Source organism: Peptoniphilus koenoeneniae, assembly GCF_030812875.1.
In the GTDB taxonomy this organism is placed as follows: domain Bacteria; phylum Bacillota; class Clostridia; order Tissierellales; family Peptoniphilaceae; genus Peptoniphilus_B; species Peptoniphilus_B koenoeneniae.
Window position 1 is genome coordinate 12,668 of record NZ_JAUSTN010000001.1, and the last position, 25,915, is coordinate 38,582.

The following is a 25,915-nucleotide window of genomic DNA, read 5'->3' on the forward strand; positions in this document are numbered from 1 at the left end:
CTATGAAAACACTTTATGGAAATGAACTTACTTTTAAAACTTTCAACTATTTAAAAGTAAATGAAACTGAAATAAAAATTCCTGATGTTTTCAAACAAGATTTCACTTTGCCTTCAGACAGGAAAGAAGAAATAAAAGAATTTGAAAACATTAAATATGCAACATCTGAACAAGCTATTGAAATAAATAAGGAAATAGGAAATTTATATAAGATATTTAAAACAAAAGACAAGGAACAAAAAGATTTTGGAATTTTAAATTTAGAGACTGATGACACTCATACAGAGCTTTTAGATACTATTGATGTAGTTGCTGAAAAAAATTCTGAACTTAGATTAGTTTTAGATTACAGTTCAAAAGGACAAAAAGAAAAATTTAGAAATTCTATAATAAGAATCCTTGCAAAAGAAAATTCAAAAGTGGATTTGTTTTTAATCCAAGGGGATGACGACAAAACCATAGCCAGTGAATCAATTTTAGTTTATACAAAAGAAGATTCTCTTGTAAATGTTTGTCAATATGAACTGGGAAGTAAAAATTTATACACAAATCTAACAGGAGAGCTAATTGGAGATAGAAGTTCCTTAAATGTAAATTCAATTTACTTTGGATACAAAGATCACAATTTAGATCTTTTATACAATGTTTACCACAGGGGAAAAGAAACTAAGGCTGAGATTTTAGTAAATGGAGCTTTAAAAGATAATTCTTTGAAAGTATTTAAGTCAAATCTTGATTTTAAAGAAGGATCCTCTGCATCTGTGGGAAATGAAGAAGAATATGCAATTTTATTAAGTGATGATGTAACAAATATATCAGTTCCCTTGCTCTTATGCCATGAGGATAATGTTATAGGTAATCACGCTGCCTCAGCAGGAAAAATTGATTCTGAAATATTATTTTATATAATGTCCAGGGGAATATCTAAAATAGATGCTGAATCCCTTATAATAGAATCAAAATTTTCAGGTTCTATTGACCAAATAGAAGAAGAAAAATTAAAAGAAAAGATTTGGGACAGAGTTTATAAGGTAATTAAGTAGGTGGAATATGGAAAAAAATGAAATTTTAGAAATTAGAAAAGATTTTCCCTACCTCTCTATAAATGGAGGCTCAATTGTATATTTTGACAATGCAGCCACAACTCAAAAGCCAAGACAAGTGATTGAAAGATTAGAAAAATATTATTTTTACGAAAATGGAAATCCTCATAGGGGAGCTCACTATTTGGCAATGAAGGCAACGGAAGTTTATGAAGAAGCAAGAGCCTATATAGGAAAATTTTTAAATGCAAGATCTTCAAATGAAATTGTCTTTGTGAGAAATGCAACGGAAGGCTTAAATCTTCTAACTTATTCTTATGGAAATGAAGAACTTCATGAAGGAGATGAAATTCTTATTTCAATCCTTGAACACCATTCAAATGAAGTAACCTGGCAAGAAGTTGCAAAAAAAACAGGGGCAAAACTTGTATATTTAAAAGTTGATGAAAATATGCAAATAAGCAGTGAAGAATTTAAAAATAAAATTAATGAAAATACTAAAATATTTTCTATAACTGCAGCATCTAATGTGGTTGGCACAATGCCTGATATTGAAGGAATGATTTCCTATATTAGAAAAAATTATCCTAATACTAAAATAATTTTAGATTGTGCCCAATATATTCCACACAGAAAAATAGATGTTCAAAAAACTGATTGTGATTTTTTAGTTTTTTCAGGTCATAAATTGTGTTCTCCCATGGGAATAGGAGTTTTATACGGAAAAGAAGAACTTCTAAATAAGTTAAAACCCTTCCAATATGGGGGAGATATGATTGAGTATGTCTATGAAGATTATGCAAGTTATTTAAAAAGTCCCCAAAGATTTGAAGCCGGCACGCAAAATGTAGGAGGAGCAGTATCTTTACAAGGTGCTATTGAATATATGGAAAATATAGGTTTTGATAAAATTTTGGAACAGGAAACAATTCTTACAGATTATGCCTATGAAAAAATGATAAAAATCCCCTATATTGATGTCTACACAACTAATAATAAAAGGAGAAGTCCTGTTATAAGTTTTAACTTTAAAAATGCTCATCCTCATGATGTGGCATCTATAATTGATACAAGAGGAATAGCTATAAGAAGTGGACATCACTGCGCCCAACCTCTTCACAGGTCTCTTGGAATAAATTTTTCCTGCAGGGCAAGTTTTGCTTTTTATAATACAATAGAAGAAGTTGACAAATTTATAGAAAGCTTATCTTATGTAAAAGAGGTGATGGGAATTGAATCTTAATGAAATTTATACACAACTTATATTGGAACAATCGAGAAATCAAAGAAACAGAAGGGAACTTGAAAATTATACTCATAAAGAACTTGGACACAACCCCAGTTGTGGTGATGAGATAACCCTTATGCTTAGAATAAAAGATAAAACAATTGAAGATGCTTCTTATATAGGACAAGGTTGTGCCATAAGCCAAGCTTCAACCTCAATAATGATTGATGAAATAAAAAAAATAAAAGTTGAAAAAGCCCTTGAAATGTGTAAAAAATTTATAGCCATGGTAAAGGGACAAATAAAAGATGAAGACGAGCTGGAAGAATTAGGAGATGCAATTGCTTTTGAAAGTATTCAAAATCTTCCTGCAAGGGTAAAGTGCGCAGTTCTTCCATGGTACACCTTAATGAATATTATTGAAGAAGGAAAAACTCAAGGAAGTTTTAAATCTGAATGAGGTGATTTTTTGAAATTGTCCACCAAGGGAAGGTATGGTCTTATGGCAATGTACAGACTTATGGAAAATTATGGCAAGGGACCTGTTTCCATAAGAGATATAGCAAATTCTGAAAATTTATCCGAGGCATACCTTGAACAACTTTTTATTTTATTAAAAAAAGCAAAATTAATTGAATCAAAGAGAGGGGCAAATGGAGGATATATTCTTTCAAAAGCTCCAGATCAAATAAAAATCGGTCAAATTATAAATGCTCTTGAAGGAGATATGGAATTAAGCTGCTGCACAAAAGATACTAAATGTCCAAAGCAAGTGGAATGTCCTACAAAAGATATTTTAAATGAGGTCCAAATAAAAATTCAAAATGTATTGGATTCAATGACTTTAAAGGATATGATGTAAGTATGATTTATTTTGATAATGCGGCAACTACAAAAATACATCCTCAAGTCTTGGAAGAGATGTATGAAGCCTATAAAACAATAAGTGGCAACCCTTCAAGCGTATATTCTCTAGGGCAAGAAGCTAAAGGTGCCATTGAACATGCAAGACAAACAATAGCAAATATTATGGGAGTAAAACCTAAAGAAATCTATTTTACTTCCGGTGGAACTGAATCTGATAATTGGGCCATTAGAGGTTTATTAAAGGCCTCTAAAAAAAATCATTTAATAACCAGTACTATTGAACATCATGCTGTTTTGCACACGACAGAATATTTAAGAGAAAATGGTGCAAAAGTTGATTATGTAAAAGTTGACAAAGACGGCATCATAGATCTTGAGGAACTGGAAAGTCTTATTAGTGAAGATACAGGTTTAATAAGCATTATGACTGCAAACAATGAAATCGGAACAATAGAACCTATTGAAGAAATTTCAAAAATTGCAAAAGCTCACAATGTTTTATTTCACAGTGATGCGGTTCAAGGATTTTTTAATACTGATATTGATTTTAAAAAATTAGACGCAGCTTCAATGTCAGCTCATAAAATCAGAGGTCCTAAGGGTATTGGGATAATGTATTTAAGGGATGGCATAAAAATAGATAATTTAATCTTTGGAGGCTCACAAGAAAGAGGAAAAAGACCTGGTACAGAAAATGTGCAAGGAATTATAGGTCTTAGCAAGGCCTGCCAAATAAAAAGTCAAAATGACAATAGAGCCTATGTAAAAAGTTTAAGAGACTATTTAATAAAAAATTTGGAAGATTTAAAAATAAAAATTAACGGAAGTCTTGAAAAAAGATTGGTTGGCAATGTAAACTTTATATTAGAGGGAATTCATCAAAATATAACTTTAATGAAACTTGATTTAGCAGGTATATGTGCATCGGCAGGATCTGCTTGTACAGCAGGGTCCTTAAGTCCATCTCATGTTTTAAAAGCAATAGGCCTTAGCGATGAAGATGCAGCTTCTTCTATTAGGATTTCTTTAAACGAAGAAAACACCAAAGAAGAAATAGATGTTTTAATAAACCTACTAAAAAATGAGGTAAAGAATGAATAAAATTGAAACTGTTCAAAAATTTATTACGCCTAAATTTTTAAGCAATTCACTTACAATTCTTTTGGGAGTTTTAGTTTTTTTGTGCATTTATTATTTAATTAACATCGGTAATAAATACATTGAAAGAAACAAGAGAATAAGGATAGATATTCTCCTAATTTTAAAAATTGTTTTAGCCTTTATTATAGTAGGACTTGTTGTTTTAATTTTTAACAAATATCCAATTTTAAAAAATACGGCAGGAGCAATATTTATAGCGGCTATAATGGCCTTTATTATAAATCCCATAGTAAATAAGCTTGAAAAGAAGGGAATAAAAAGAGCATACGGAGTAATAATAGTGTATGTAATTTTTGCTCTTGTTATGGCAATTTTACTTGCAATTGTAATTCCTAAAACTGTAAGCGAAATTGGAAAATTAATTTCATCAACTCCTAAAATAATTGAAACTCTTTCAGACAAGGCAGATGAAATAACAAACAACTTGCAAAAGATGATGGAAGGGAAATTTGCAAACTTTGCAAACAAAAGTGATGTTAACATTGTTGAACAATTTGGAAAGAGATTTTTAGATATTATAAAGAATTATCAAGATAAACTTTTCAGCAGCATAGGCAACATTGCCAGCGGTATAAGCGGTATGCTTTCCGCTCTTGTAAAAACCTTCCTTGTTATGATATTTACATTTTATTTTACAGTTGACAAGGAAAAGGTTAAATCTTTTATAGTCAGAAATATACCTGAAAAATATAAAAGAGATGTAATGTATGTAGCCGTAAGAATAAATGATGCCCTTCTTGAATTTGTTAAGGGAAGGCTTTTAATGGCGATTTTTGTAGGTCTTATAACTATGATTGCCCTTTTAATAGTAAGAGTGGACTTTGCAATAATTATAGGCTTTGTAACTTGCATAGCTGATATTATTCCATATATAGGACCTTTCTTAGGATTTTTGCCGGCAGTTTTATTTGCCTTTATGGATTCTCCAATGAAGGCACTTATTGTGGGAATTATATTTGTGCTGATACAATGGGCAGAAAATAATATAATTGCCCCTAAATTGTTGGGTGATAAAATTGGTTTAAATCCACTTCTAATATTAATAGCTATAATTATTGGAGGAGGAATGTTCGGCGTAATGGGAATGATTTTAGGAGTTCCACTTATTTCCGTAATAATTATTTTAATTGATTTTATAAAACTTAAATATTATGAAAGAAAAACCGGCATAAATTGACAAAGCCATTATTTAAATTTAAAATGTTAATAGTTAATTACTGTCCTCCTGTAATTGGGAGGACTTTTTAGAATAAAGGGGAATTTGTTAATGAAAAATTTAGGACTTCATGAAATAAGAAGGGAATATTTAAAATTTTTTGAATCAAAGGGACATTTAATTTTAAAGAGTTTTTCGCTTATACCGAAAAACGATAAATCCCTTCTTTTAATCGGTGCAGGCATGGCACCTATGAAAAAATATTTTACAGGAGAACTTACACCGCCAAGAAGAAGAGTTACAACATGTCAAAAATGTATTAGAACTGGTGATATTGAAAATGTAGGCCATACTGACAGACATGCTACATTTTTTGAAATGCTTGGGAATTTTTCTTTTGGAGATTATTTTAAACATGAAGCTATTAATTGGGCTTGGGAATTTTTAACTGAACATTTGGATATAAAACCGGAACAACTTTGGGCAACTGTATATTTAAATGATGATGAGGCCTTTAATATTTGGAAAAATGAAATAGGTCTTCCTGAAGATAGAATTGTAAGACTTGGAAAAGATGATAATTTCTGGGAACTTGAAGTTGGACCTTCAGGCCCCTGTAGTGAAATTTATGTAGACAGGGGAGAAAAATACGGTTGTGGTAAAGCTGATTGCAAACCGGGCTGTGATTGCGACAGATATATTGAAGTTTGGAACCTGGTATTTACACAATTTGATAAGGATGAAAAGGGAAATTATAATCCTCTTAAACATCCTAACATTGATACCGGAATGGGACTTGAAAGAATAGCAACAGTTCTTCAAGGAACAAATAACATTTTTGAAATTGATGCAATTCAAGATATCATAAAAGAAATTGAAAAAATTTCAGGATATAAATATGGAAGTGATAAGAACAAGGACATTTCCGTTAGAGTTATAACAGACCATATAAGAGCCATGACATTTATGATTTCCGATACCATAAGGCCCTCTAATGAAGGTAGAGGCTATGTATTAAGAAGACTTATAAGACGTGCTGCAAGACATGGAATTATTTTAGGCATAAAGAAATCTTTCTTGGCTGACCTGTGCGATCAAATCATAGATTCTTGGAGCGTAGAGTATGAAGAGCTTAAAGAAAATAGAGAATCTATAAAAGAAGTAATAAGAAATGAAGAAGAAAAATTTCTTGAAACTCTTGATCAAGGCATGAATATTCTTGATACTTACGTTAAAAATATAGGTAAGGAAAAAACTCTATCAGGCCAAGATGCCTTTAAATTATATGACACTTATGGATTTCCTATTGATTTAACTAAAGAAATCTTAGCTGAAAGAGGTCTTAAGGTTGATGAAGAAGGCTTTGAAGAATTAATGGAAATGCAACGTCAAAGAGCAAGACAAGCAAGGGATATGGATAATATTGGCTGGACAAACAAAGAAGATGAACACCTATATGAAAATATAGAAAGTCAATTTGTAGGTTACGAAAGCGAAAAAACTCAAAGCCAAATTATAAAAATCATAAAAGACAATGAAGAAGTAGAAGAATTAAGCCAAGGCAAAGCTGTAATTTTACTTGATAAAACACCATTTTACGGGGAAAGTGGAGGACAAATCGGAGATACAGGTTTAATTAAGGGTAAAGATTTTATCTTTAAAGTTTTAGATACTAAAAAAACTTCAAAAGGAATCCACATTCAAATAGGTGAAGTTGAAAGTGGTATAGTAAAAAAAGGTCCTGTAGAAGCTCTGGTAGACCCACAAAGACGTAGAAACATAAGACGTAACCATTCGGTAACACATTTAGTTCATAGGGCTCTTAGAGAGGTTTTAGGAGACCATGTTCATCAAGCAGGTTCTCTTGTTACAGATTCTTATATGAGATTTGACTTCACTCACTTTGAAGCTATATCAGCACAAGATCTTAAGAAAGTTGAAGAAATTGTAAATCAAAAGATTTTCCAAGGCCTTGAAGTTGAAACTATAGTTACAAGTCCTGAAGAAGCATACAAGCTTGGAGCAGTCGGTCTTTTTGAAGAAAAATACGGAGATATAGTAAGAGTTGTAAAAATGGGAGATTTTTCAATGGAACTTTGCGGAGGAACCCATGTAAGAAACACTGCTGATATTTCCATGTTTAAGATTTTATCAGAAGGCGGAGTATCTTCAGGAGTAAGACGTATTGAATGTATAACAGGACCTAAAGTTTATGAATATTTAAATGAAAATTTGAAAACTGAAGAAGAAATTTGTAGTCTTTTAAAAACTAATAAGTCGGACATAATTTCAAAAATAAAAACAAATTCCAACGAATTAAAGGCTCTTAAAAAAGAACTTGAAGACTATAAATTACAAAGTGCAAAAAATAATGTTTCTGAAATTTTAAAGGCTTCTTATGAAATTGAAGGGGCAAAGGCTATAGTTTATAAATTTGAAGGAATTGATGTAAATACTTTGAGAAATATAGCTGACGAGGTAAAAGATAAACTTGGTCAATGTGTTCTTGTATTTTCAACTGTAAATGAAGGAAAATTAAACTTTATTGCAAGTGTAAGTAAGTCCCTTACAAATAAATATAATGCAGGAAATATTGTAAGAGAAGTTGCTAAGGTTACAGGAGGATCCGGAGGAGGAAGACCTGACATGGCAACTGCCGGAGGAAAAGATATTACGAAAGTTGATCAAGCGCTTGATAAAGCAAAAGAAATGATAAAATAAAAGAATCGGGTTTATCCCGATTTTTTTAATGTAAATGATAATTTTTAATAAAAAATGATAACAATGTGTTATAATTAATAAGGAGGGATTTTATGAGCGATATACATGAAACACAAGTTTTCAAAAAGCAAGATCTTGAAACGGAAAGAATACAAAATATTTTAAAAACTGTTTACAGTGCCTTGGAAGAAAAGGGTTATAATCCTATTGATCAAATAATAGGTTATATTTTATCAGGAGACCCTACTTATATTACAGGCTTTAACAATGCAAGATCGATTATACAGGAAATTGAACGTGACGAATTATTGTCCGAATTATTAAAATCCTATTTAAGAAAAAAGATGTGAGAATTTCTCACATCTATTAAAATTTAGGAAATTATTATGGAAAGAATATTAGGACTTGATGTAGGAGATGTCTATATAGGAGTTGCCCTGTCTGATCCTTTCGGTATGATAGCCCAAAGTCTAACTACAATAAAAAGAATTTCAAAAGACCAAACATACGGGGAAATTAAAGAATTAATAGACAAATATGATGTAAAAAAAGTAGTGGCAGGCCTTCCTAAAAACATGAACAATACCCTTGGGCCTCAAAGCGAAAAAGTAATGAAATTTGCGGAAAAATTAAAAAATAAGTACAAAATAGAATTAATTTATGTGGACGAGAGAATGACAACACTTTCTGCTGAAAAAGTTTTAATAGAAGGGTCAGTAAGAAGAGAAAATAGAAAAAAATATATAGATAGGATTGCCGCAACTTATATATTACAAACTTACTTGGACACTCAAAGGAGAAACAATGGATAAACAGGTTTTTTTTGATGAAAAAGGACAAAAATTTGAATTTATAATCAGAGCAAAATTTGAAATAGATAATAAGGCTTATGTAGCTATGAGTCCTATTGAAGATGAGGAAAATCTTTATATTTTAAAAATTGCAAAAGATAAAGAGGGAAATGAGTATTTAAAAGGAATTGATGACGATGAATTAAATGAGGCTAAAGAAGCCTATGAAGAATTAATAGAAAAAGAGGAGGATATATGAAACTTGATAATGAATATGTAAAAAAAGTTTTAAAAGATAACGGATATAAGTTTACAAATCAAAGAGTAAAAATTTACAAGGTATTTGTAGACAATATGAATAAACACTTAACTACTGAGGAAGTTTTTAAAATTGTATCTAAAATTGACCCTGAAATCGGTATTGCAACTGTATATAGGACAGTTCTTTTATTTAACGAGTTGGGTCTTATAAGCCAAATTTCCTTTGGAGATAATATAACGAGATATGAAATAAAATTAAATAACAACGGCCACAATCACCACCATTTAATTTGCTTGGGATGTGGAAAGGTTCAGGAAGTAAAAATAGACTTACTTGACGATATAGAAAAAGAAGTTGAAAAAAATGAAGAATTTAAAATCATCGATCATCAATTAAAATTTACCGGCTACTGTAAAGATTGTTATAAAAAATTAGCCAAGGTGAAAAAATGAAAAACAATAACAAACTTAAACTTATTCCCCTTGGAGGTCTTCACGAAATAGGAAAGAACATGACCGTTCTTGAGTACAGAGACAATATAATTATTGTAGACTGCGGTATGACTTTTCCTGAAGATGAAATGCTTGGTATTGATGTAGTTATTCCTGATATAACTTATCTTATTAACAACAAGGAAAAAATAAAGGGACTTGTACTGACTCACGGTCATGAAGACCATATAGGTGCCATTCCTTATGCCCTTAAACAAGTGAATTTTCCAATTTACGGAACACCACTTACTATGGGACTTTTAGAAAACAAGTTAAAAGAACACAGACTTCCTAATGTAGATTTAAATGTAGTTCACCAAGGAGATACAATTAAGCTTGGTAAGTTTGAGATTGAATTTATAAGAGTAAATCACTCTATTCCAGATGCCTGTGCATTGGCGATAAAATCACCAATAGGAACGGTATTTTTTACAGGAGATTTTAAAGTAGATTTTACACCGATTTCTGGAGAACCTATAGATTTACAAAGACTTGGAGAAATAGGAAAGCGTGGGGTTCTTGCAATGGTAGGAGAATCTACAAATGTTTTGAGAAAGGGCTATTCTCTTTCAGAAAGCAATGTAGGAGAAACCTTTAACAGAATTTTTCAAGGGGCAACACCTCACAGAATAATTGTTGCAACATTTGCAAGCAATGTTCATAGAGTCCAACAAATAATTAATGCGGCAGAGCATTTTGGAAGAAAAGTTGTCCTTTCAGGTCGCAGTATGGAAACAATGATGGAAACTGCAAGAAGACTGGGCTATGTCCGTGTAAAAAAAGATACCATCATAGATATTAATTCTATGAAAAAATACAATGATGAAGAACTTGTTCTTATCACAACAGGTTCTCAAGGAGAGCCTATGAGTGCTCTTACAAGGATTGCTTTTGGAGAGCATAAAAAAATTCAGCTTACACCTAATGATATGATAATACTTTCAGCAACACCTATTCCAGGAAATGAAAACAGTGTTGCCAAGGTAATAAATAAATTACTTGAAAGTGGAGCACAGGTTGTATATGAAGCTCTAAGTGAAATTCACGTTTCGGGTCATGCTTGTCAAGAAGAATTAAAGATGATGTTATCATTAATAAAGCCTAAATATTTTATTCCGGCTCATGGAGAAGTAAGACACCTTTTAAAACACGCTACAATTGCAGAAAAAATGGGAATAAATGCCTCTAATATATTTATAATGGAAAATGGAAATTGCTTGGAATTTAATAATAAATCGGCAAGTATTATAGGTGATGTTCCATCGGGAAATATACTTGTAGACGGCTTAGGCATAGGCGATGTAGGAAATATTGTTTTAAGAGATAGAAAGCATCTTTCAGAAGATGGACTTATTGCAGTCGTTGTTACAATATCAAAACAAGAGGGAAAAGTTGTTTCAGGACCAGACATTATTTCAAGAGGATTTGTATATGTTAGAGAATCTGGAGATTTAATGGACGATGCAAGAGATGTCGTTAAGAGAACCTTAGATAGATGCACTAAAAAATCAATAAGTGATTGGTCAACTTTAAAGACAAGTATAAGAGAAGATTTAAGAAGTTATCTATACCATCAAACTAAGAGAAACCCAATGATTTTACCAATAATAATGGAAATATAATGAGCAATGTAACTTACGAATTTACAGAAGACTATATAAGAAGTCTGATTAAAGAAAAAGATGAACTTTTAATTGCAATGAGAGTTTATGCAGAAAAAAATCATGTTCCTATAATTGAAAAAGAATGTGAAGATTTCTATAAATTTTTGCTTAATATCCTTAAACCTGAAAAAATCTTGGAGCTTGGCACTGCTATAGGATATTCTGCCATAGTCTTTGCAAAAACAAGTGGAGCTTTTATTAAAAGTGTTGAAATTTCTGAGGATATGATAAAGCTCGCAGAAGAAAACATTAAAAATGCCAATTTGGAAAATAATATAAAAGTTATAAATAAAGATGCTCTGGAATTTTTGCTGGAAACAAAAGATTCTTATGACTTAATTTTTATTGATGCTGCAAAGGGTCAATATGAAAAATATTTTGATGAAGCTGTAAAACATTTAAATAGAGGCGGAACAATTATTTGTGACAATGTCTTATTTAGGGGAATGATTGCAAATCAAAATCTTGTAAAGAGAAGAAAAATAACAATTGTAAAAAGATTAAGAAAATTTTTAAATAGAATAAAAGATGATGGAAGCTACTCATCTACAATAGTTCCTATTGGAGATGGAGTATTGTTGGTTAGGAGGATTAGTGAATAAAATAGAATTACTTGCTCCTGCGGGAGATTTAAATAAACTGAAAACTGCAATAGATTATGGCGCCGATGCAGTTTATTTAGGCGGAGAAAGTTTTGGACTTAGAAAGGCTTCAAAAAATTTTTCCTTAGATCAAATAGAAGAAGGGGTTAAATATGCTCATGAAAGAAATAAAAATGTCCATGTAACTCTTAATATAGTACCCCACAACAAAGATATTTCAGGAATTGAAGAATATGCAAAAGCCTTACAAGATATAGGAGTTGATGCTGTAATTGTGTCAGATCCGGGTATGTTTATGAGAATTAAAAATGCTGCGGATAAATTAGATATACACATTTCAACACAAGGTTCAGTAACAAATTCATCTACAGTTCAATTTTGGCAACAAATGGGAGCCAAAAGAGTTGTCCTTGCAAGAGAACTATCCCTTGAAGAAATAAAGGAAATAATAAGGGAAACTCACGATATAGAAATAGAAACTTTTGCCCATGGAGCAATGTGTATGTCTTATTCAGGCAGATGCCTTTTATCAAATTATATGACAGGAAGAGATGCAAACATGGGAGATTGTGCTCAACCTTGCAGATATAAATATTATCTTGTAGAAGAAAAAAGACCGGGGGAATATTTTCCCATAGAAGAACATGAAGAAGGGTCTTTTATTATGAATTCTAAAGATCTTTGCATGATAGACCATATAGATGATTTAATTGAAGCCGGAATCAGATCTTTGAAAATTGAGGGAAGAGTAAAAAGTGAATATTACCTTGCCACAACTATAAGGTCTTATAGGATGGCTATTGATGAATATTATAAAGATCCTAAAAATTATAAATATGATCCCTATCTTATGGAAGAACTTAAAAAAGTTTCTCACAGAGATTGGACAAAGGGATTTTTTTATGGAAAAGTTAAAAGCGATTCACAAGTTTATACTGACAATTCCTATATTAGAGGCTACGATTTCATAGGAATTGTATTGGATTATGATGAAGAAAGTAAAATGGCAACAGTGGAAATGAGAAACAGAGTTTTTGATGGAGATACTGTTGAAATTTTTGGACCTGGCAAAAAACATTTTACTCAAAAAATTGAGGGTATGTTCGATAAGAATAATAAGCCAATTGACCTTGCAAATAAGGTTCAAATGATTTTTAAATTTAAAATAAAAGAGCCGGTCGCTTATAATTATATGATAAGAAGGAAGAATGAGGAATGAAAAAACCTGTAGTAATTGGAATAGCTGGAGGAAGCGGAAGCGGAAAATCAACTGTAACAAAAGAACTTATAAAATTAATTGACAAAGATTCAGTTACAGTTATTGAACAAGACTCCTATTATAAAGATCAATCAGATAAACCCTTCGAAGAAAGAATAAAGACAAACTACGATCACCCCTTTGCTTTTGACAATGATCTTTTAATTTCTCAACTTAAGGATTTAATAGATGGCAAAACAATTGAAAAACCAATTTATGATTTTGAAGTTCACAACAGAAAAAAAGAAAGGGAAAATGTAAGCCCATCAGATGTAATAATCCTTGAAGGAATTTTAATTTTAACAGAAGAAAAAATAAGAGAACTTCTTGATATAAAAGTATTTGTGGATACAGATAGTGATGTTAGGATTATAAGAAGAATTTTAAGGGACTTAAAAGAAAGAGGCAGGACTTTAGATTCTGTAATTTTACAGTATATGTCCAGTGTAAGACCTGCCCATTTGCAATTTGTAGAGCCTTCAAAAAGATATGCGGATATAATTATCCCAGAAGGAGGCTACAACAAAGTTGCCATTGATTTAATAAATACAAAAATTCAACAAGTTTTAAATTCTTAAGAAATAGAATTAATAAGTTCAATAATTTTATTAATTCCTTCTTCAAGAGAAGTTTTTGACATGTTACCGAAGCCGAGTATTAATCTCGGCTTTTTGTATTTTATAGGTCTGCTTAAAAAATTTGAAATTCCCTGAATAAAAATAGAATTATCTCTTAAATATTTTATAAGCTCCTCTTCACTAATAGAAGTATCAACCTCTAAAATAAAATGAAGGCCGGCTTTTTTATCAAAGACTTTAAATTTTTTTTGGTTTTTAAAAAGAGAAAGGGCAAACTTTCGCCTTTCATCGTATAATTTTCTCATTTTATTTAAATGTCTTTCAAAAAAGCCTCCGTCTATAAATTTAGAAAGAGAAATTTGAATAAGGTTCGGAACAGGGCAATTTAAAAAAGGTTTTAAATCTTCATATTTTTTTAAAAGGTCCTTTGGCAAAATCATATAGCTTACACGAAGAGTAGGTGAAATTGATTTTGAAAAATTGGAAATATAAATAACCCTATCAATTTTATCCAAACTTTTTAAAGCGGGGATAGGTCTTCCGTAATATTTAAACTCACTGTCATAGTCATCTTCAATAATGAAACCGGAAACTTTATTTGAAAAATTTAAAAGCTTTATTCTTCTGTCAATGGGAAGTATTGAGCCGACAGGAAATTGGTGAGATGGGGTAACCAAAAAAATATTTGAATTTTTTGGAATTTTTGATGGATTTATTCCATAATCGTCTACATCGGTAAAATCATATTTAAAGCCATTAAGATCAAATAATTTTAAAAGATTTTTATAACCGGGATTTTCTAAAGTAAATTTTGAATTTTTAGGCAAAATATAAAAAAGAGCCTGAAATAAATATTCTATACCGGAACTTACAATTATACTCTGAGGATTAGTTTTAATGCCTCTTGCAGACAACAAATAATTTGCAATGGAATTTCTAAGTTCATAAAGACCTTTGGGATCTCTTGTATTTAAGAGATTTTCTAAAGATAGGGATTCATTAATTAATTTTTTAAAATTAGTGTTTGGAAAATTAAAAGTTGAATTTTTATTTAAATCAAAATCATACTTATAATTTAAAAATTTTTTGGAGATTAAATTTTTTTCTTCTTTTTTTATATTAATAAGGTTATCAATATCGGCAACAAAAAAGCCTACTCTTTCCTTTGAATAAATGTAGCCCTCATCCATTAAAGTTTCATAAGCGGAAGTAACTGTATTAACGGAAACTCCAAGATGATTTGACAAATTTCTCTTAGAAGGCAAGGGAGTACCGCTTTTTAAATTTCCAAAAATAATTTCATTTCTTATGTGATTGTAAAGTTGTAAAAATAAAGGTTCATCTTTATTAAAATTTAAAGTTATCATCTGGTACCTCGAAAATAAATAGTTTTGATACTTTTGATGATATCAAAAAACGCTTATAATGTCATTAAAATAATAAATGAGAGGTAAAATATGAATAAAAAATTTATTGAACTTACAAACTCCTTAAAGGGTGGAGTAATTATGGATGTAACAAGCCCTGAACAAGCAAAAATTGCAGAAGAAGCTGGAGCAGTTGCAGTTATGGCTCTCGAAAGAATTCCTGCCGACATTAGAGCTGTGGGAGGAGTATCAAGAATGAGTGATCCTAAGATGATTAAAGAAATTAAAAAAACAGTAAAAATTCCTGTAATGGCAAAATGCAGAATAGGACATTTTGTTGAAGCATCAATCCTTGAAGCTATAGGAATAGACTACATAGATGAATCTGAAGTCTTAACTCCGGCAGACAACGATAACCACATTGATAAGAAAAACTTTAAAACACCTTTTGTATGTGGCGCAAGAGATTTAGGAGAAGCTTTGAGAAGAATTGAAGAAGGGGCTTCTATGATCAGAACAAAAGGTGAAGCAGGAACAGGAGATGTTTCTCAAGCTGTAAATCATTTAAGAAAAATCATAGGTCAAATGTCTTTTGTAGCAAGTTTAAAAGAAGACGAATTATATAAAACAGCAAAAGAAATGCAAGTAAGTTATGAACTTTTAAAATATGTTCATGACAATAAAAAACTTCCAGTTGCAAACTTTAGTGCTGGCGGAGTGGCAACACCAGCAGACGCAGCTCTTATGAGAAGATTAGGAGCTGAAGGAGTATTTGTAGGATCAGGAATTTTTAAATCAAATAATCCAGAAAAAAGAGCTAAAGCAATTGTAAAGGCAGTTGAAAATTACATGGATGACAAAATAATTGCTGAAGTATCTGAAGATCTTGGAGAAGCAATGGTTGGCATAAATGAAGAAGAAATAAAAATAATAATGGCTAACAGATAGAATTTCATAATTTATCTAACTCCTATAAACCCATCGATTAAGTCGATGGGATTTTTTTATTTAAACAAAAATAAAATGCTTCACATAGAGCATAAAAAATATTTAAAAAAATTGGTTTTGATTTCTCGCACAGATATTTATGAAAAATATAGAGACCAATTTTATTGGTTCGGCGGCCTTAGCCAAATGAAATAAAATAAAAAATAATGCTTCACATATGGCATAAAAAATAAAAAACAAAAAATGTTTCAAATAAATCATAAAAAATTAAAAAATTTTTTTAAAATATTGAAAATAACTAAAATTACAGTAGATTTACCTGATGAGATGGTGTAAAATATAAGCAAATGGAGTAATATGGTTTAAAATGGAGTAAAAGGGAGAAAAAAATGCTTATAGGCCAATACAATCTCACCCTCGATGAAAGAGGAAGAATAACAATTCCATCTAAATTTCGTGATTCAATTTTAGGAGATTTTGTACTTACTAAAGGCTTAGATAATTGTGTCTTTTTATATCCTAAAAATGAATGGGAGAGAATAACCTCCAAACTTAAAGAACTACCACTTTCAAATAAAAATGCCAGAGCATTTCTTAGGAACTTTTACTCCGGAGCCGTTACTTCATCTATTGATAAACAGGGTAGAGTTTTGCTCCCTCAAAATCTTAGAGACCATGCTGAAATGGGAAAAGAACTTGTGATTATAGGTCTTGATACGAGGGCTGAAATATGGGCACAAGACAAGTGGGAAGAATTTAATTCTCAAGAAGGATTAAGTTACGAAGAACAAGCCCAAACTTTAGATCAGTTAGGTATATAAATGAAATTTGAACACACTCCGGTTTTATTTGATGAAACCATAAATTTATTAAATATAAGAAAAAATAAAATATATGTAGACGGAACTTTAGGCGGAGCGGGACATTCATCGGAAATACTTAGAAGACTTGAAGGAACAGGTCTATTAATAGGCATTGATCAGGATAAGATAGCTTTAGAAGCGTCAGAGAAGAGATTATCTAAAATTAATCAAAACTATAAATTGTTTCACAACAATTATGGAAATTTTGAAGAAGTTTTAAATTCATTAGATATAGATAAGGTTGACGGAATTTTACTTGATCTTGGAGTAAGCTCATATCAATTTGACCAGGGAGACAGAGGTTTTTCTTATAAATATGACGGGCCTCTTGATATGAGAATGGACGATTCCATGGAAATAAGTGCTAAAGATATTGTCAATGACTATTCTAAGGAAGATTTAATCAGAATTTTCAGGCAATATGGTGAAGAAAAGTGGTCTCAAAGAATTGCGGAATTTATTGTAGAAAAAAGAAATGAGAAAAAAATTGAAACTACTTTCGAGCTGGTTGATATTATAAAAGCTGCAATTCCTATGAAATTCAGAGCAAAAGGTCCCCATCCTGCAAAAAGAGTTTTCCAAGCTTTAAGAATAGAAACTAACAATGAGATAGGTGTGTTGAGAAAAAGCCTTGGAAAAATGATAGAGAGACTTAATGTGGGTGGGAGAATATGTGTAATATCTTTTCATTCTCTTGAAGACAGGATAGTTAAAGAAACTTTTAAATATTACTACCTTGATTGTATTTGTCCACCGGAAATGCCCTACTGCAATTGCGATAAAAAAAGGGAAATAGAAATTATTACAAGAAAACCTATAGTAGCTTCAAAAGAAGAGCTTGAAGAAAATAACAGAGCGCACTCAGCAAAATTAAGATGTGCGGAAAAAATTGGAGATAGCCATGAAGGGTAAGTTAAAAAGGCAAAAAAGCCTTATAAGAAAAAGAAAAATTAAAATGTCTAACATGCCACTTGTACTTACTTGTATACTTGTTATAATATTATCTATAGTTGTAACAGCTCTTCAAGCACAAATTTCAAATTTAGATAGAGCATTGATAAAACAAGAAAGCGAAATAAAAGATCTTGAAAATACAAAATTGTCTCTTGAAGGAGAAATAAAAGGAATTATAAGTTCTCAAGAAATTCAAGATGCAGCAATGTATAAACTTGGAATGGTTCATCCGGATGAAAAACAAATTGTTTACATAGATGTCAAGGAAGATAAAAAACAAAAAGATGTTAACAACAACGTATTTTTAAGTCCCATAGTTTCAGTTATTAAATCATTTACTAAAAATTAACTGGGGAGGCAGTTTTGAAATTAAACAACCGTAAAGATAAAACCGGGGAAAAAGTAAAAAAAACAATTGTGAGTTCTAACAAGAGGATTTTTTTTACATTAACAGTCCTGGTTTTTTTATTTATTTTAATTGCCGTAAGGCTATTATATATACAAGCTTTTGAATCTGAAGAACTTACAAAAGCAGCTTTAAGACAACTTACAAAACAAGAAAGTATTCAATCCAATAGAGGATTAATTTATGACAGAAATAAAAAGGTTATGGCATTAAATGTTTCTAAATCTACTATTTATTACGATTCAAGCCTAATAATTCCTCGTGGGGGAAAAAACAAGGGCAAGAGAGAATCTGATCAGCAATATGAAGACAGAATGGCAAAATTTAACATTGACAGGAAAAAAACCTTAGAAGAAGATGCAACAAGTCTTGCTAATATTTTAAATTTAAATAGGGAAGATTTACTTTTGCAAATAAGTCAAGATAAAATGGTGAGAATTGCCAGAGATGTTGATAGAAAAGTTGCCTTAAAAATAAGAGAATTAAATAATCCCAGAATAAGTAATGAAGACTATATAAAAAGATTTTATCCTTTCGGAAAATCAGCAGCCCATGTCTTAGGATTTTTAAATAATGAAAACTTCGGAATTTATGGTCTTGAATCTTATTATGATGATGAATTGTCAGGAATCGCGGGAAAATCAATAAAAATAAAAAGTGAACAGCAGCAACAAATACCAATGACAAAAGAAGAAAACTATGCCCCAAAAAACGGTTTTAATTTAGTATCTTCAATAGATGTAAACATTCAAAATTTTGCTGATGAAGCTGCTCAAAAAGCCTATAATTTATATGAACCAGATAAGGTTTCAATTATAGTTCAGGATACAAAAACTGCACAAATTCTTGCCATGGTAAATTTAGATGAATATGATCCAAATGAGCCGAGAAATCCTATAAATAAAAAACAAGAAGAGGAATGGAAAGGACTAAAAGATAGTGATAAAGTTGATCTTTGGGCAGAAAACTGGAAAAATTTTTCAGTTGAATCTCAATATGAACCAGGATCAACATTTAAACTTATAACTGCTGCTGCTGCCATTGAAGAAGCGACTACAAATCCAAGTAGAGTTTATACCTGCCCAGGAGTTTTAACTGACATGAAGGGAGTTAAAATTTCATGTACTTCAAAAAACAGGGGACCCAGAACTTTTTTAGAGGCAATGGAAGAATCTTGCAACATAACCCTTGTAAAAGTAGGAAGAGAATTGGGGCCTGAAAGATTTTTAAAATATATAAGAGCTTTCGGATTTGGAGATAAGACGGGAATTGATCTTAAAGGAGAAGTAAATGGTACAATACCTAAAGATCCTAAACATATATCAAAAGTAAGTATTTCTACAATGAGCTATGGCCATGGTATAGCTGTTACTCCAATCCAATTAATCAATGCTGTTTCCGCCATAGGAAACGGGGGATTTTTAAATGAACCCAGGATTATAAAAGAAGTTGTAGATAATGATGGAAATATAATTGAAAAATTTAAAACCAATACTTTAAGAAGGGTTATTTCTCAAGAAACTTCAAAAACTCTTAAAGACATAATGGCAAAAGTTGTTGAAGAAGGAACAGGTAAGAAGGCGCAAGTTCCAGGATATAAAATAGGGGGAAAAACAGGGACAGCCTATATAGCATCTGCTAATGGTTATGAAGATGAATATAACTCCTCTTTTATAGGACTTGCACCGGCAATGGATCCTCAAATAACAGTTTTAGTAGTAATAAATAGACCGAAGGGAGATTTTTATGGAGCAACTGTAGCTGCTCCCATTGCCCAAGAAGTTATGGCTAAATCTCTTGAGTATTTAAAAGTACCTAAAACTGAAAAAGTTGATGAAAATGCCTTAAAAGAAGATATTGAAGTTCCTGATGTAACAAATAGACTTGTAATTGATGCGGGAAAAATTTTGGTCGATGCAGGACTTAGATTTAATACTCCAAATAAAAACACAAAGGACTCATCTGTTGTAATTTCACAAAACCCAAAAGCGGGAAGTATTGTAAAAAACGGAACAATTATTGATGTTGAGTTAAATGATCCTGACGAAGAAAAAATAATGCCTCTTATGACAGGAATGAAAGACCAGCAAGCAGAATCTATTTTAAAAGCTCTTAACATAGAGTATAATATTGTAGGCAACGGTTCTATAGTATCTCAAAAACCTCTTCCTGGTACGAGACTGACTGAAGAATCAAAAATTCTATTAAAATGTGACAATTTAACTAATTATGATGAAAATAAATCTGAAGATGAAAATTCTTTTGAAGAAAAAAACAGTCACAAAGAAAATGGAAAAAACAATAATGAAAATAATAATAAAAAAAATAGATGAAAGAGAGATAAATAATGTTTAGATATATAGCTTCTTTTATGGCAGGCTTGGTTTTTTCTTTAATTTTAGGGCCGATAATAATACCTCTTTTACACAGGCTTAATGCAGGGCAAAGTATTAGAGAAGAAGGTCCTTTAAGCCATTTAGTTAAGGGTGGAACTCCTACAATAGGAGGACTTATATTTTTAATTTCCTTACTTGGATCTACGATTATTACTTTTAATTTTAACTTAGATTCTATGGTTATATTAATATCAACTTTTATATTTGGATCAGTAGGTTTTATTGATGACTATATTAAAGTTGTAAAAAAAAGAAATTTAGGGCTTACGGCGCTTCAAAAACTTTTGCTTCAAATTTTTGGTGCTGTAATACTTCTTATTTTTCAATATAATTCAAAAGATTTATCAACCAATGTCTATTTGCCTCTAGTAAAAAATATGGTTAATTTCGGGATATTTTATATTCCCTTTATAATTTTTGTAATTGTGGGAACGGTAAATTCTGTAAATTTAACTGACGGATTAGATGGACTGGCAAGCGGAGTTACAATTATATGTCTTTTATTTTTTTCAATCTGCGCTTATAAATTTCAAAGACCAGGTATATTAATTTTATGTCTTTCAATGGTTGGAGCTCTAATAGGGTATTTAAAATTCAACAAATACCCTGCAAAAGTTTTTATGGGGGATACAGGGTCTCTTGCCCTTGGAGGAATTGTAAGTGCAGTTGCAGTTATGCTTAATTTGCCTCTTATACTTCCAATTGCAGGGGGGATTTATTTTATAGAAACATTATCTGTTATACTACAAGTTTTGTCTTTTAAGTTAAGAGGAAAAAGAATATTTTTAATGAGCCCCTTGCATCATCATTTTGAGCAACTTGGCTGGAAAGAAACAAAAGTTGTTAAATTATTTTGTTTAGTAGAGCTTATTTTATGTATAATAGCTTATTTTATGATTTTTTAAGGATATATTATGAAAAACATTTTATTAATAGGAACGGGAATAACCGGCAAATCTTTATACGATTATTATAAAGATAAGGATGTAAACTTATACATCTATGATGACAAAGATTTTTCAGGATTTGAAAAAGCAAAAAAATTTGATGGGAATTTTAATAATATAGATTTTCTTGTTAAAAGTCCGGGCATAAAACCTAATCACAGATTAATAGAAGAAGCGGAAAAATTAGGAATAAAAGTTTATTCTGACTTGGAACTTGCTTTTTCTTTACTTAAAACAAAAAATACAGTTGCAGTTACAGGCACAAATGGAAAAACTACAGTTACAATGCTTATAGGTAAGATTTTGGAAAATATGGGAAAGACTTACCTTGTTGGAAATATAGGCAATGGAATCTTTGATTGCTTAGATGAAATTTCAGAAAAAGATTATTTAGTAGTTGAGTGCAGTTCTTTTCAGTTAGCCTTTACAAATAAATTTCATCCCCATGTTGGAGTAATTACAAACATTACAAGTGATCATTTAGATTGGCATGGTAGCCTTTATAATTATCAGGAAGCGAAAAAAAATATTTATAAAAATATGACAAATGAGGACTACCTTATAATTAATTTTGATGATCCATTTTTAAAAACAATGGAAGGGCCAAAGACAAATCTTTTAGCCTATGCCATGGAATACCCACACTTAAATGGAGCCTTTATAAAAGATAATGCTTTTTATACTCTTATTGAAGGAAAACTTGAAAAAATTATGGATACGGATAAAGTTTTACTAAAAGGGGACCACAACAAGGGAAATATCCTTGGAGCAATCCTTGCAGCTAAAGTTTATGGAGTAAAAAATGAAATCATTGAGAAAACTTTAATGGAATTTAAAGGAGCTCCTCATAGAATTGAATTTGTAAGAAAAATAAATGGAGTGGAATATTATAATGACTCAAAGGGTACCAACCCTGATTCTACAGATGTTGCTTTAAAGGCTTTTAAAAATATAATTTTAATTGCTGGAGGCTATGATAAAAAATCAGATTTTTATGAAATGCTGAAAAACAATAAAGATGCAATTAAAAAAATGATTTTATTAGGAGCAACAAAAGATAAATTAAAGAATGAAGGGGAAAAATTAAACATTCCATATCATGTTGTTGATGATTTGGAAGAAGCTGTAAATTTTGCTTATAAAACTGCAAAAAAAGATGATGTTGTGTTATTGTCTCCTGCTTGTGCTTCTTGGGATATGTTTAAAAATTATGAAGAAAGAGGAGACAAATTTAAAGAATTAGTTAGGAATTTATAATGATAAAAAAAACACTTAAAGATGTTGATATGACCTTATTTTTTGTTATTTGCGTAATGCTTTTAATAAGTATTATTTGCATAACAAGCGCATCATATCCTCAAGCGGTAAAATATCATAAAAATGATGCTTTTTTTTATACAAAAAGACATATTTTGAGCATGATTATAGGACTTATCATAATGCTTTTTGCCATTAATTTGCCAAGAACTTTTATTAAAAAGTGGGCACTGGCAGGATTTGTTGCATCAATATTTTTAGGACTTTTATTGTTTACACCAATTGGAGTTAATGAACATGGGCAAGTAAGATCCATTTTAATTCCTATTATAAATAGAAAAATCCAACCTTCAGATTTAATAAAAATTTCATCTATAATATTTTTTGCCGAATATCTTGAAAAAAATAGGCGGAATTTAGATAAAAATGAAGTCTTTATTACTATTTTGGTAATTTTTGCCTTTTCAGCAGGAATTATATTTTTTAAAGACTTATCTACAGCCATAGTAATAGGACTTTCGCTGTTTATTATGTATATAATTGCAGGTATAAGACCCCATCAACTTGTAATTATTTTAGCCATAGGTCTTGTAGCAGTTTTTATTTTTATAAAAATTTTCAGCTATCGTATTGATAGGCTTGTAGGTTTTACCGGTAGTGAAATGAATAAATTTACTTACCACCAATTTCAAAGTTTATATGCCATTGCAATGGGAGGCTTTGCAGGAGTTGGTTTATTTCATTCCAGACAAAGGTACAATGTTTTTGCAGCTCATTCAGATTTCATCTTTTCAATTATATGTGAAGAGTTCGGTCTTTTAGGAGCCATGATAATTTTAGTTTTATTTGTGATATTTATTATTAGAGGTTATACTATAGCTAATAAAGCGTCAAATTACTTTGATAAATTTATGGCTGCCGGAATTACCAGTTATATAGGTTTACAAGCTATATTTAATATTGGAGTAACTTGTAAATTATTTCCTGTAACAGGAATTACTTTACCCTTTATTTCTTATGGTGGAACTTCAATTATTGTTACATTATTTGCTGCAGGATTAGTTCTTGGAATATCAAAAAGAGGAAACAGATGAAATATATATTATCAGGCGGAGGCACAGGAGGTCATATTTATCCGGCCCTTGCTATAGCAAATGAAATTAAGAATAGAGATAAAAATGCGGACATACTTTATATAGGCACAAAAAATGGCCTTGAAGCTGAAATAGTTCCCAAGGCCGGTTTTAATTTTAAAGCCATTGATGTAAAAGGTCTCCCAAGGAAAAAGGTAAATGTTGAAACTGTAAAAACTTTACTTGCTTTATATAAGGGCTTGAGGCAATGTGAAAAAATAATATCAGAATTTAAACCGGATATAGTAATAGGCACAGGGGGTTATGTTTGTGCTCCAATTGTTTTAAAAGCACAACAAAAGCATATACCAACAGTTATTCAGGAACAAAATGCCTATCCGGGTAAAACAAATAAATATCTTGCAAAAAGAGCCTCTTTGATTGCTCTAAACTTTAAAGAAGCAAAAAAATATTTTAATGAAAAAAATGTTATTTTTACAGGGAATCCTATTAGAAGTAATTTTGAACATATTTCTAAAGAAGAAGCTTTAAAAAAGTTGTCTTATGAAGGTAATATAAAAACAGTTTTATCTTTTGGAGGATCAGGAGGTCAGGAATCTACAAATGAAGCAGTTATTGAAATCATAAAAAGCAAAAAAAATTTAGATTTCAGATTTATTCATATAACAGGAAAAGTCCACTATGAGAGTTTTATGAATGCAATAAAAGATATTGAATTACCAAAAAATATAATTATAAAAGATTATTCCTTTGAGATACCGGACTTACTTATGATAAGCGATCTTGTAGTGGCAAGTTCAAGTGCCATGACTCTTGCTGAAATTTCAGCGGTGGGTCTTCCCAGCATTTTGATTCCAAAAGCATACACTGCAGGAAATCATCAAGTTTTTAATGCAAAAAGCTATGCTGAAAAAGGTGCGAGTCAAATTATTTATGAAGACAAATTAAATGGTGAATTGTTATTTGAAAAGATCACCGCTCTTTTAAAAGATGATGATAAATTAAAAGAAATGAGTAAAAATGCTAAAAGCTTAGGTAATATAAGTGCTGTAAAGGAATTAGTGGATAATATTTTAAAAGTAGTTGATTAGATGCAACAAAGAACGAATAAAAAAATAAAAAAGCGAAAAGCTAAGAGAAAATTAAAAAAAATAATGTTTTTATTAGTATTTATAATACTGGGTATTTTTCTTGTTTTGAAAGCTGGTCTTTTTAGAATAAAATCCATAGATATAAGAGGAAACAGCCAAGTTAAATCTGAAGAGATACTTAAAGCTGCTGGGCTTAGTCAAGGTCAAAATTATAATTTTACTGAAAAAAATAAAATTATTTTAAACTTAAAAAAACTTTCCTTTGTAAAAGATGCAAATATTAAATTTTCTTTAAGGGGAAATCTTAAAATTTTCATTACAGAAAGGCACCCTATAGGAGAAGTAAAGGGTTTAACCAGCTATATTATTGACGATGAATTTAGAATTTTAAAAACTTCAGATAATTTTAATGACAAACTAATTGATATAGAAGGTATAGATACAAACAAGTATGAAATAGGTGCCTTCATATTTAGAAATGACAAAAATTTAAGAAGTGTTTCTTTAAAACTTTTAAATAGTAAATATAAAGATGAAATCAAGAAAATAAGCTATGATAAAGAAAATTTAAGTTTTACTTTAAAAAATGATATTGAAATCATATTTGGTGGAGATGAAAAATATGATTATAAGATGAAACTTCTTGACAAAGTTTTTAAAGATGTAGAAGAAACTGGCAAAAATATTGTTTCTATTGACCTTGTTTCAGGAGACGACGTAATAGTTGTTTTACAAGATGACACAAATTATGAAAATAATTGAGATAATTA

The 25,915-nt window shown here is 30.6% G+C and carries 26 protein-coding genes; 25 read left to right on the forward strand and 1 reads right to left on the reverse strand.

The genetic code is table 11. The features are described 5' to 3' along the window. Positions 1-2: 2 nt before the first annotated feature. From J2S72_RS00125 to udk, 15 genes are all read left to right on the forward strand, one after another. Positions 3-1,043: a SufB/SufD family protein gene (locus J2S72_RS00125; protein WP_023054847.1), complete on the forward strand. Its 1,041-nt coding sequence runs from the start codon at positions 3-5 to the stop codon at positions 1,041-1,043. Between the two features lie 7 nt (positions 1,044-1,050). After that, positions 1,051-2,286, forward strand: coding sequence for an aminotransferase class V-fold PLP-dependent enzyme (locus tag J2S72_RS00130; protein WP_023054838.1), 1,236 nt, complete (start codon positions 1,051-1,053; stop codon positions 2,284-2,286). Beyond that, complete coding sequence (sufU, locus tag J2S72_RS00135; protein WP_023054873.1) at positions 2,276-2,731, forward strand: Fe-S cluster assembly sulfur transfer protein SufU; 456 nt, start codon at positions 2,276-2,278, stop codon at positions 2,729-2,731. Before J2S72_RS00130 ends, sufU begins: the two co-directional genes overlap by 11 nt. Positions 2,732-2,773: 42 nt before the next feature. Continuing rightward, positions 2,774-3,133: an RrF2 family transcriptional regulator gene (locus tag J2S72_RS00140; RefSeq protein WP_238318860.1), complete on the forward strand. Its 360-nt coding sequence runs from the start codon at positions 2,774-2,776 to the stop codon at positions 3,131-3,133. A gap of 2 nt (positions 3,134-3,135) precedes the next feature. Next, positions 3,136-4,239, forward strand: a complete 1,104-nt coding sequence (locus tag J2S72_RS00145; protein ID WP_023054778.1) for a cysteine desulfurase family protein — start codon at positions 3,136-3,138, stop codon at positions 4,237-4,239. Then, entirely contained in the window at positions 4,232-5,476 is a 1,245-nt protein-coding gene (locus J2S72_RS00150) for an AI-2E family transporter (protein WP_307494801.1), read from the forward strand. Before J2S72_RS00145 ends, J2S72_RS00150 begins: the two co-directional genes overlap by 8 nt. Before the next feature lie 90 nt (positions 5,477-5,566). Continuing rightward, the gene (gene alaS / locus J2S72_RS00155; RefSeq protein WP_307494802.1) at positions 5,567-8,176 is read left to right on the forward strand and encodes an alanine--tRNA ligase; all 2,610 of its coding nucleotides are present in this window, start codon (positions 5,567-5,569) and stop codon (positions 8,174-8,176) included. 92 nt (positions 8,177-8,268) lie between these two features. Further along, entirely contained in the window at positions 8,269-8,526 is a 258-nt protein-coding gene (locus tag J2S72_RS00160; protein WP_023054786.1) for an IreB family regulatory phosphoprotein, read from the forward strand. Positions 8,527-8,562: 36 nt separating this feature from the next. After that, positions 8,563-8,988 (forward strand): Holliday junction resolvase RuvX, encoded by a 426-nt coding sequence (gene ruvX / locus J2S72_RS00165; RefSeq protein WP_307494803.1) that lies wholly within the window; start codon positions 8,563-8,565, stop codon positions 8,986-8,988. Beyond that, on the forward strand, positions 8,981-9,226 hold the full coding sequence (locus J2S72_RS00170; protein ID WP_023054769.1) for a DUF1292 domain-containing protein: 246 nt from the start codon (positions 8,981-8,983) through the stop codon (positions 9,224-9,226). Before ruvX ends, J2S72_RS00170 begins: the two co-directional genes overlap by 8 nt. Continuing rightward, a complete protein-coding gene (locus J2S72_RS00175) occupies positions 9,223-9,681 on the forward strand; it encodes a Fur family transcriptional regulator (RefSeq protein ID WP_023054843.1) in 459 nt (152 codons plus the stop codon). The genes J2S72_RS00170 and J2S72_RS00175 overlap by 4 nt, the downstream gene beginning before the upstream one ends. After that, positions 9,678-11,342, forward strand: a complete 1,665-nt coding sequence (locus tag J2S72_RS00180) for a ribonuclease J (protein WP_023054787.1) — start codon at positions 9,678-9,680, stop codon at positions 11,340-11,342. Before J2S72_RS00175 ends, J2S72_RS00180 begins: the two co-directional genes overlap by 4 nt. Further along, positions 11,342-11,986 (forward strand): O-methyltransferase, encoded by a 645-nt coding sequence (locus tag J2S72_RS00185; protein WP_023054807.1) that lies wholly within the window; start codon positions 11,342-11,344, stop codon positions 11,984-11,986. Before J2S72_RS00180 ends, J2S72_RS00185 begins: the two co-directional genes overlap by 1 nt. Next, positions 11,979-13,205: a peptidase U32 family protein gene (locus J2S72_RS00190; RefSeq protein ID WP_023054850.1), complete on the forward strand. Its 1,227-nt coding sequence runs from the start codon at positions 11,979-11,981 to the stop codon at positions 13,203-13,205. Before J2S72_RS00185 ends, J2S72_RS00190 begins: the two co-directional genes overlap by 8 nt. After that, positions 13,202-13,822 carry a uridine kinase gene (udk, locus tag J2S72_RS00195; protein WP_023054782.1) on the forward strand — a complete coding sequence of 207 codons (621 nt, stop codon included), beginning with the start codon at positions 13,202-13,204 and terminating at the stop codon, positions 13,820-13,822. The genes J2S72_RS00190 and udk overlap by 4 nt, the downstream gene beginning before the upstream one ends. Here udk and pdxR read toward each other — a convergent pair. Continuing rightward, positions 13,819-15,189, reverse strand: coding sequence for a MocR-like pyridoxine biosynthesis transcription factor PdxR (pdxR, locus tag J2S72_RS00200; RefSeq protein WP_307494804.1), 1,371 nt, complete (start codon positions 15,187-15,189; stop codon positions 13,819-13,821). The genes udk and pdxR overlap by 4 nt on opposite strands. Positions 15,190-15,279: 90 nt before the next feature. On the opposite strand from pdxR, the gene pdxS reads away from it, so the two are divergent. The 10 genes from pdxS (at position 15,280) to J2S72_RS00250 (ending at position 25,907) form a co-directional block, all read left to right on the forward strand. Continuing rightward, positions 15,280-16,137 (forward strand): pyridoxal 5'-phosphate synthase lyase subunit PdxS, encoded by an 858-nt coding sequence (pdxS, locus tag J2S72_RS00205; RefSeq protein WP_023054796.1) that lies wholly within the window; start codon positions 15,280-15,282, stop codon positions 16,135-16,137. A 389-nt stretch (positions 16,138-16,526) separates the two neighbouring features. Continuing rightward, positions 16,527-16,958 (forward strand): division/cell wall cluster transcriptional repressor MraZ, encoded by a 432-nt coding sequence (gene mraZ, locus J2S72_RS00210; protein WP_023054820.1) that lies wholly within the window; start codon positions 16,527-16,529, stop codon positions 16,956-16,958. Beyond that, complete coding sequence (gene rsmH / locus J2S72_RS00215; RefSeq protein WP_023054790.1) at positions 16,959-17,912, forward strand: 16S rRNA (cytosine(1402)-N(4))-methyltransferase RsmH; 954 nt, start codon at positions 16,959-16,961, stop codon at positions 17,910-17,912. Next, a complete protein-coding gene (locus J2S72_RS00220) occupies positions 17,902-18,303 on the forward strand; it encodes an FtsB family cell division protein (protein ID WP_023054846.1) in 402 nt (133 codons plus the stop codon). The genes rsmH and J2S72_RS00220 overlap by 11 nt, the downstream gene beginning before the upstream one ends. 14 nt (positions 18,304-18,317) lie before the next feature. After that, positions 18,318-20,693, forward strand: coding sequence for a penicillin-binding transpeptidase domain-containing protein (locus J2S72_RS00225; protein WP_307494805.1), 2,376 nt, complete (start codon positions 18,318-18,320; stop codon positions 20,691-20,693). Between the two features lie 14 nt (positions 20,694-20,707). Next, on the forward strand, positions 20,708-21,661 hold the full coding sequence (mraY, locus tag J2S72_RS00230) for a phospho-N-acetylmuramoyl-pentapeptide-transferase (protein WP_023054806.1): 954 nt from the start codon (positions 20,708-20,710) through the stop codon (positions 21,659-21,661). 9 nt (positions 21,662-21,670) lie between these two features. Next, positions 21,671-22,960, forward strand: a complete 1,290-nt coding sequence (murD, locus tag J2S72_RS00235; RefSeq protein WP_023054817.1) for a UDP-N-acetylmuramoyl-L-alanine--D-glutamate ligase — start codon at positions 21,671-21,673, stop codon at positions 22,958-22,960. Beyond that, positions 22,960-24,054, forward strand: a complete 1,095-nt coding sequence (locus tag J2S72_RS00240; RefSeq protein ID WP_023054811.1) for an FtsW/RodA/SpoVE family cell cycle protein — start codon at positions 22,960-22,962, stop codon at positions 24,052-24,054. Before murD ends, J2S72_RS00240 begins: the two co-directional genes overlap by 1 nt. Next, on the forward strand, positions 24,051-25,145 hold the full coding sequence (murG, locus tag J2S72_RS00245; RefSeq protein ID WP_023054860.1) for an undecaprenyldiphospho-muramoylpentapeptide beta-N-acetylglucosaminyltransferase: 1,095 nt from the start codon (positions 24,051-24,053) through the stop codon (positions 25,143-25,145). Before J2S72_RS00240 ends, murG begins: the two co-directional genes overlap by 4 nt. Next, positions 25,146-25,907 carry a cell division protein FtsQ/DivIB gene (locus tag J2S72_RS00250; RefSeq protein ID WP_307494806.1) on the forward strand — a complete coding sequence of 254 codons (762 nt, stop codon included), beginning with the start codon at positions 25,146-25,148 and terminating at the stop codon, positions 25,905-25,907. It begins immediately after the preceding gene. Positions 25,908-25,915 lie beyond the last annotated feature (8 nt).